This window comes from Rhodovarius crocodyli (assembly GCF_004005855.1).
GTDB classification, from domain to species: domain Bacteria; phylum Pseudomonadota; class Alphaproteobacteria; order Acetobacterales; family Acetobacteraceae; genus Rhodovarius; species Rhodovarius crocodyli.
In genome coordinates this window covers 54479-61409 of sequence record NZ_SACL01000017.1, presented here as the reverse complement: position 1 = coordinate 61409, position 6931 = coordinate 54479, and the positions used below count along the sequence as shown (strand labels likewise).

The following is a 6931-nucleotide window of genomic DNA, read 5'->3' as shown; positions in this document are numbered from 1 at the left end:
GGAACAGCGGCACGGCGACGAGGACGAAGTTGGAGCTGGGCCCCCACAGCGTCTGCCCGGCGAACAGCCACCAGGGCCGGTCGCTGAACATGAAGCCGATGAGGAAGGCGAGGATGCCCAGCACGGCGGCGACATAGACGCCCGAGCCGAAGAACACGATGAAGACGCCGATGAGCATGAGTATCTCGGCGACGGGCACGGCTGCGGTGCCGGCGGCGGCGAAGACGAGGACGCCGAGCAGGGCGAGCAGGAAGACGACGGCGATCATAGATGGTGCCTCATTTCTTCTTTTTCTGAAGAAAAAGAATGTTCCTCATTCCCGTGCCATCCCGACCGCGTCCAATGCCTCGGCGGTCTCGTCCTCGAAGCTGCGCGATGCCAGCAGCGTGTCCAGCCGTGCCGGCTCGCCCGCCAGCAGGGCGGCCAGGCTCTCCAGCAGCAGGGCCGCCACCATGATCACGAACATGACCAGCCCCGCGAGCCAGATGCCCTGCGGGATGACCATGGCGATGCGCAGCGCCGAGTTGTCATGCGCGTCGAACAGCAGGCTCTCGTCCACCAGCGACCAGGCGGCCCAGGCGCAGAACAGCGCGAAGCCGCCGAGCAGGGAGAGGGCGAACAGATGCAGCGGCGCGCGCAGCTTCATGGGGAAGCGGCTGACCAGCACATCCACGCGGATATGGGCGCGGGCGGCCAGCGCATGCGCCAATGCCCAGGCGATGCCGCAGGCCAGGATATAGCCCGTGATCTCGACAGTGGCGGAGGAGGAGAAGCCCAGGAAGTTGCGGGCCAGGATGTCGAAGGTGATGAACAGGGCGGCGGCGACGTAGCTCCATCCCGCCAGATACCCCATCAGGGCCGAGAGGCCCGCTGCGCCACGACGCAGCAGGCTGGCGCCCACGAGCAGCGAACTCACCCGCCGAACCGCACGCCGGAGATCGGCGCGATGATCTGGTTGTACACCTCGCCGCAGCGCGCGCCGCAGCGGCGAACCCAGCCAGGGAGGACCGTGTCGCGGAAGATGGTGCTGACGGCCTGGCGGTCGGCTGCGGTGGCGCGGACCTCGGTCATGCCGCGGGCGGCAACCGGGGTCAGGTGGCATTCAGCGGCGACGCCGGTGGCGCAGGCGATGCCGTCACGGGTCGCGCTGCGGCCCAGTTCCCACTGGGCGTCACGCACCTGGCGGAAGGTGCCCTCCATGAAGGTCCGGACCTGCGGGTCCAGGCGGTTCCACCAATTGAGGTTCACCATATAGCCGGCCAGCGCCCAGGAGAGCGGCAGGTCGGAAATATGGGTCGTCACCTCGGGCCAGCGGGCGGCGGCGCCCGAGCCGGTGCCGGTGATGGCGCAATCGGCCACGCCGCGCTCCAGCGCCGAATACACCTCAGGGAAGCCGATGCTGATCGGGTTGCCGCCGATCGCCGTCACGAAGTCATTCAGCGAATTGCCGAAGGTGCGGATCTTGCGGCCACGCAGGTCCGCCAGGGTCGTGAAGGGCTGGCGGCAGAACATCACCTGCGCCGGGAAGGGGAAGATGGCCATCAGCCGCACCCCGAAGCGCTCCAGGTCTCGGTTGGCCGATTCCAGGATGGCGTCGGCGATGCGCTTGGCCATGTCGATGTCGGGGCTGAGGCCCGCGAGATCGATGCCGTCCAGCATGGGCACATCGCCCGAGAGGGTGGACAGCGTGCCGGCGCCGATCTCGACCTGGCCGGAACGCACCAGGCGCACGATCTCATTGCCGGAGAGGTTGCGCTCGGAATGGGTGGACAGCGTCACCTGGATCCGGCCGCCGCTGCGCTGGTTCACCAGATCACGCAGGATGGGCTGGTCCACGCGCACGTACTGCGCCTGGGTCGGCAGCGGCTGGGTCACCGCCGCGATCGTCACGCGCGGGCCGGCGGCCAGGCTTTCGGGCACCTGTGCCATCGCGGGAACGGCGGCAAGGGCCAGGCACGCCGTCAGGGCGCGGGGCAGGTAACGACTGAACATCTGTCTCGGACCTCCGTGGGCAGGGAGGCCGTGCGCTCCGGCGTATCCGGGCCACCTTTGTCTTTCGGCTGGTCCCTGTTCCCGGGAGTGTGATGGGCGCCGGACGGTAAGATCAAATCATAATTGCGAACGATCGAGCATTAGCTCTGCTTATCTGACGCCGCATAGGCACGCGACACATCGACCGCCATTCGGGCAAGCGTGGGCATCAGCGCGTCCTCGGACGCGGTGCGGCAGGTAGCCGTGAAGCGGATGGGCGACAGTTCCAGCCCCGGATCGACCAGTTCCAGGTCGCCGCGTGCCAGTTCCGCGCGCATCACCGCCTGGGGGATGACGCAGATGCCTATGCCGTCCACCGCCATGCGGATGATGGTGGCGATCGACGCGCTGACATGGATGCGCGGCACCCGGCGCGTGCGTTCGCGCAGCACCTGCTGCAGCTGGTAATAGTTGGGGGTGCTGCGCGGATAGGTGACGAAGGCGTGCCGGGACAGCAGCGGATCCGCCATCCGCCCGCGGCCGATGCCCAGCTTCGGGCTGGCGGCGAAGGCGTGCTCGAAGGGATGCAGCTCCAGGTCGGTGAAGCCGGGCTCCGAGATCGGGCCCGCCAGGATCGCCAGATCCAGCTCATGCCGCAGCAGGTTGCGGCGCATGCGCACCGTCAGGTCCACCTCGATGTCGAAAGTGACCAGCGGGTGGGCGCGGCTCACGCGCTCGATGAAGTCGGGCAGCCAGGTCTGGGCCACCGTCTCGGACACGCCGAGGCGCACAAGGCCGCTGAAGGCGGTGGGGGCGGCGACCGCCTTCAGCATCTCGGTGCGCAGCTGCAGCAGGCGGTCGGCGTGTTCCAGCAGCACCTGGCCCTTGGCGGTGGGCACGGCGGCGCGGCGCGTGCGCTCCAGCAGGCGGCCGCCCAGTTCCTGCTCCAGGGCGGCGATGCGCTGGGAGACGGCGGGCTGGGTGGTGTAGAGGCGCTCCGCCGCGCGGCCGAAGCTGCGCAGGGTGGCGACCCAATAGAAGACCTCCAGGCTGCGGAACTCGACCAATGGGCACCCCCTCGGTCAGGGAGTGTGGAGCGGGAGGGCGCGTGCCGCCAGGGGGGTGCCCTACCCCCCCACCGCCAGGTTCTGGTCCTGCCCGCGCATCGCCCATCCCGTCGTCCGGCGTTCGATGAACTCCGCGATCAGGTACAGCACGATGCCCATGGCGCCCGTCACGATCAGCCCGGCGAACACCAGCGGCACGTCGAAGCGCGAGGACGCCACCATCATCAGCCGGCCGATCCCCGAATTGGGCGCGACACTCTCCGCGATGATCGCGCCCACGAAGGCGACCGTGACCGCGATCTTCAGCGAGGCGAAGAAGTAGGGCATCGCACGCGGCAGGCCGACCTTCACGATGATGTCCCAGGGGCGGGCGCCGAGCGCGCGCAGCACGTCCTTCAGCTCCGGTTCCACGGTGGCGATGCCGGTCGCGACATTCACCACGATGGGGAAGAAGCTGATCAGGAAGGCCGTGATCACCGCCGGCCACATGCCGATGCCGAACCAGATGATCAGCACCGGCACCACCGCCACCTTGGGGATGGAGTTGAAGGCGATCAGCAGTGGGTACAGCCCCTTGTAGACCATGGTGGAGGAGCCGATCGCCACCCCCAGCAGCACGCCGGCGACAATCGCGAAGGCGAAGCCCAGCATGGTGGTCTTGAGCGTATCCAGGCTGTCCCACATCAGCGGCTGCCACCAGCGCAGGCCGGCGGCGAAGATGCGGCTGGGGGCCGGCAGGATGAACTCGCTGATGCCGAACACCCGGCAGGAGAATTCCCAGACCAGGAACATCCCGATGATGACGATCCAGGGCAGCGCGGTCTGCAGCCGGCGCTGGCGGCGCGCCTGGGCGGCCATGGCTTCATAGCGCGCGAGGGCGCGGGCGGACATGCCGGTCATTACAGGACGACCTCCTCGCCGGAGCGTGCCGCGGCGATGTAGCGGCGCAGATCATGGGTCAGCGCCTGGAATTCGGGGGAATAGGTGTCGTCCAGCGTGCGCGGGCGCGGCAGATCGACGCGGCGCTCGGCGATGATGCGGCCCGGGCGGGCGGACATCACCAGCACGCGGTCGGCCAGATAGACGGCTTCGCGCAGGTCGTGCGTGACCAGGATCACGGTGGGCTTCCGCGCCATCCAGACCTGCTGCATCACGGCCCACAATTCCTCACGCGTGAAGACGTCGAGCGCGCTGAACGGCTCATCCAGCATCAGCAGGGCGGGGTCGTGCACCAGGGCGCGGCACAGGCTGCTGCGCTGCTGCATGCCGCCCGACAGCTGGTAGGGGAACTTGGCGTCGAAACCCTCGAGCCCCACCAGGCGCAGCAGCTCCCGCGCCTTGGCCTCGTATTGCGGGCGTTCCTTGCGCAGGCGCTTGCGGTGCTCGGGCACCACCTCCAGCGGCAGCATCACGTTGGACAGGATGCGCCGCCAGGGCAGCAGGGTCGGGTTCTGGAACGCCATGCCCACGATGGGCAGCGGGCCGTCCACCTCGGTGCCCGCCACGATCACATTGCCCTCGGTCGCGGGCCACAGCCCGCTGGCCAACCGCATCAGGGTGGACTTGCCGCAGCCGGAGGGACCGACGACCGCGATGAACTCCCCCTGCTCCACATTCATCGAGCAGTTCTGCAGCGCGAGCGTGCCGCTCACCCCGCCATAACGCATCGCGACATTGTCGATCTCGACATAGGGACGGCTCATGCCAGTCCTCCAGGCAGGCGGAGCTGATCCGCGGGGGGCAGGAAATCGGGGGTGTAGGCCTGGTTGGCCATGACACGCCCGGGCAGGTTGAACAGGGACTTCACCATGTCGAGGTTGCCTTGCAGGCGCTCGGCCGAGACCTGCGACAGCCCGTTGGCCCGCACATGGTCCGACAGGACCATCCGCTGCACCATCAGGTCATGGCGCTGGCGTTCCAGCGCCACATCGGTCAGCGGCTCGGCGCGCTTCAGGGCCTCAAGCGCGCCGGCCGGGTCGGCCAGCTGGTCACGGAAGCCGCGCATCAGGGCGGCGACCATCTTGCGCACCACCTCGGGGTTACGCTCCAGATAGCGCCGCGTGGTCAGGATGGCGCCGCCATACAGGTCCAGCCCGTGGTCGCTGTACATGAACAGCTTCTGCTGCGCCTGGGCCACGCCGAGGCCCACCAGCGCGATGGAGGAGGTCTGCACGCTGCCCGTCAGCCCCTCCACGTCGCGGCGCACCAGCATGGGTTCGCGCAGCGGCGGCTGCACCGAGATGAAGTTCACCTTGCCCATGTCGATGCCGGCCGAGCGCGCGAAGGCTGGGAACAGCTGCCGCGCCGCGTCGAAATCGGGGGCGGCCAGGCGCTTGCCCTCCATGTCCTTCGGCGTCTGGATCGGGCCGTCGGCGCGGGCGATGATGCAGAGCGGGCTGCGGTCATGCAGCATGGCCACCGCGATCACGTCCCGGCTCGGGTCCTCGGCCAGGAAGCGCAGGGTGGGGGCGATGTCGGCATAGCCCATGTCGTGCGACCCGCCGCCGAGGGCCACCGGCACGCCGCCCGAGCCCTGGCCGCGATCGATCTGCACATCGAGCCCGGCCTCGCGGAAATAGCCCTTCTCCCGCGCGACCAGGCCGAAGCTCTGCGGCGCCTGGAAGGCCCAGTCCATGGTGAAGCGCACCCGCGTCATGCCCTGGCCGAAGGCCAGGCCGGGGGCGGCCAAAGGGGCAGCGAACAGAGCGCGGCGAGTGGCGGTCAGAGGCATGGGGACGTCTCCGGCTTGGGTATTCCGCAGTAGCAAGCGGCGCGACGCCACCAAACAGCGGAATACCCGTTCCAGCGCGGCAGGGCGCTGGAACTGCACGGGATTTGGGCAGCGATGTTACAGCCTGCGCTCAGCCACCGGCGGCAGGAAGGCATCGGTGTAGAAGGCAGCGGGCGCGAGCCGGTTGGACAGGTTGAAGGTGGTCTGCACCGCCTCGATGCCCGCCTGCATCCGGGCCGGGTCCACCACGGAGATCCCCTGTTGGCGGACATGATCGGTCGCGATCAGGCGGATGTTCATCTGCTGGCGCTCGCGCTCCTGCGCGATGTCGACCAGCGGCTCCGCCTGGCGCAGCACCGCCAGCATCGCCTCCGGCTCATTCACCGAGACGCGGAAGCCGCGGATGAGGCCGGCCAGCGCGCCCCGCAGGGCCGCCGGGTTGCGCTCGGCGAAGGCGCGGGTGGTCAGCAGGCAGCCGCCATACAGGTTCAGCCCGTGATCGCTGTACAGGAACACCCGCTGCGCCGGGTGATCCAGGCCGATGCCCTTCAGCGCCAGCGCCGAGGTGGTGACGAAGCCCGTGATGCCGTCCGCCTCGCGCCGGACCAGCATCGGCTCCCGCAGGGCGGGGCTGACGGAGACGAAGGTCACCTTGGAGGCATCGATGCCGGCCGCGCGGGCGAAGGCCGGGAACAGCTGCCGCCCGGCATCGAAATCCGGGGCGGCCAGGCGCTTGCCCTCCAGGTCCTTCGGCGTGCGGATCGGCCCGTCGGCGCGCACGATGGCACACAGCGGCGCGCGGTCATGCAGCAGCGCCACGCAGATCAGGCCCTTGTCCGGGTTCTCGGCCGCGAAGCGGATGGCGGCGCTGATATCGCCATAGCCGATGTCATGCGTGCCGCCGGCCAGCCCCACCGGCACCGCCCCCGAGCCCTGGCCGCGATCGACCTGCACCTCGACGCCCGCCTCGCGGAAGAAGCCGCGCTCCCGCGCGACCAGGGCGAAGGCGTTGGGCGACTGATAGGTCCAATCCAGCAGCATGCGCACGCGCTGGTTGCCCTGGGCGAAGGCGGGTGCGGCCAGCAGGGCGGGTGCTGAGGCGAGATGGCGGCGTGTGAGCATGGCGGGCGGGCCTCTTTCGGTCGTTGTTGCGCGGACCGTT

8 protein-coding genes are annotated in these 6931 nt (G+C 69.2%); all 8 read right to left on the bottom strand.

Features of this window, described 5'->3' with window-relative positions:
• Nucleotides 1-268: hypothetical protein (locus EOD42_RS25045; protein WP_456308135.1), on the bottom strand; the 268-nt coding region annotated here is incomplete at its 3' end.
• Nucleotides 269-313: 45 nt separating this feature from the next.
• Nucleotides 314-916: a TRAP transporter small permease subunit gene (locus EOD42_RS25040; protein WP_164868117.1), complete on the bottom strand. Its 603-nt coding sequence runs from the start codon at nucleotides 914-916 to the stop codon at nucleotides 314-316.
• Nucleotides 913-1992: a TRAP transporter substrate-binding protein gene (locus tag EOD42_RS25035; RefSeq protein WP_127790340.1), complete on the bottom strand. Its 1080-nt coding sequence runs from the start codon at nucleotides 1990-1992 to the stop codon at nucleotides 913-915. Before EOD42_RS25035 ends, EOD42_RS25040 begins: the two co-directional genes overlap by 4 nt.
• A 140-nt stretch (nucleotides 1993-2132) precedes the next feature.
• Entirely contained in the window at nucleotides 2133-3038 is a 906-nt protein-coding gene (locus EOD42_RS25030; RefSeq protein WP_127790339.1) for a LysR family transcriptional regulator, read from the bottom strand.
• Between the two features lie 60 nt (nucleotides 3039-3098).
• On the bottom strand, nucleotides 3099-3938 hold the full coding sequence (locus EOD42_RS25025) for an ABC transporter permease (protein WP_240655288.1): 840 nt from the start codon (nucleotides 3936-3938) through the stop codon (nucleotides 3099-3101).
• Nucleotides 3938-4741, bottom strand: a complete 804-nt coding sequence (locus EOD42_RS25020; protein WP_127790338.1) for an ABC transporter ATP-binding protein — start codon at nucleotides 4739-4741, stop codon at nucleotides 3938-3940. The genes EOD42_RS25025 and EOD42_RS25020 overlap by 1 nt, the downstream gene beginning before the upstream one ends.
• Nucleotides 4738-5769 (bottom strand): ABC transporter substrate-binding protein, encoded by a 1032-nt coding sequence (locus tag EOD42_RS25015; RefSeq protein ID WP_127790337.1) that lies wholly within the window; start codon nucleotides 5767-5769, stop codon nucleotides 4738-4740. Before EOD42_RS25015 ends, EOD42_RS25020 begins: the two co-directional genes overlap by 4 nt.
• A gap of 117 nt (nucleotides 5770-5886) precedes the next feature.
• Nucleotides 5887-6891 carry an ABC transporter substrate-binding protein gene (locus EOD42_RS25010; protein WP_127790336.1) on the bottom strand — a complete coding sequence of 335 codons (1005 nt, stop codon included), beginning with the start codon at nucleotides 6889-6891 and terminating at the stop codon, nucleotides 5887-5889.
• Between the last annotated feature and the right edge of the window lie 40 nt (nucleotides 6892-6931).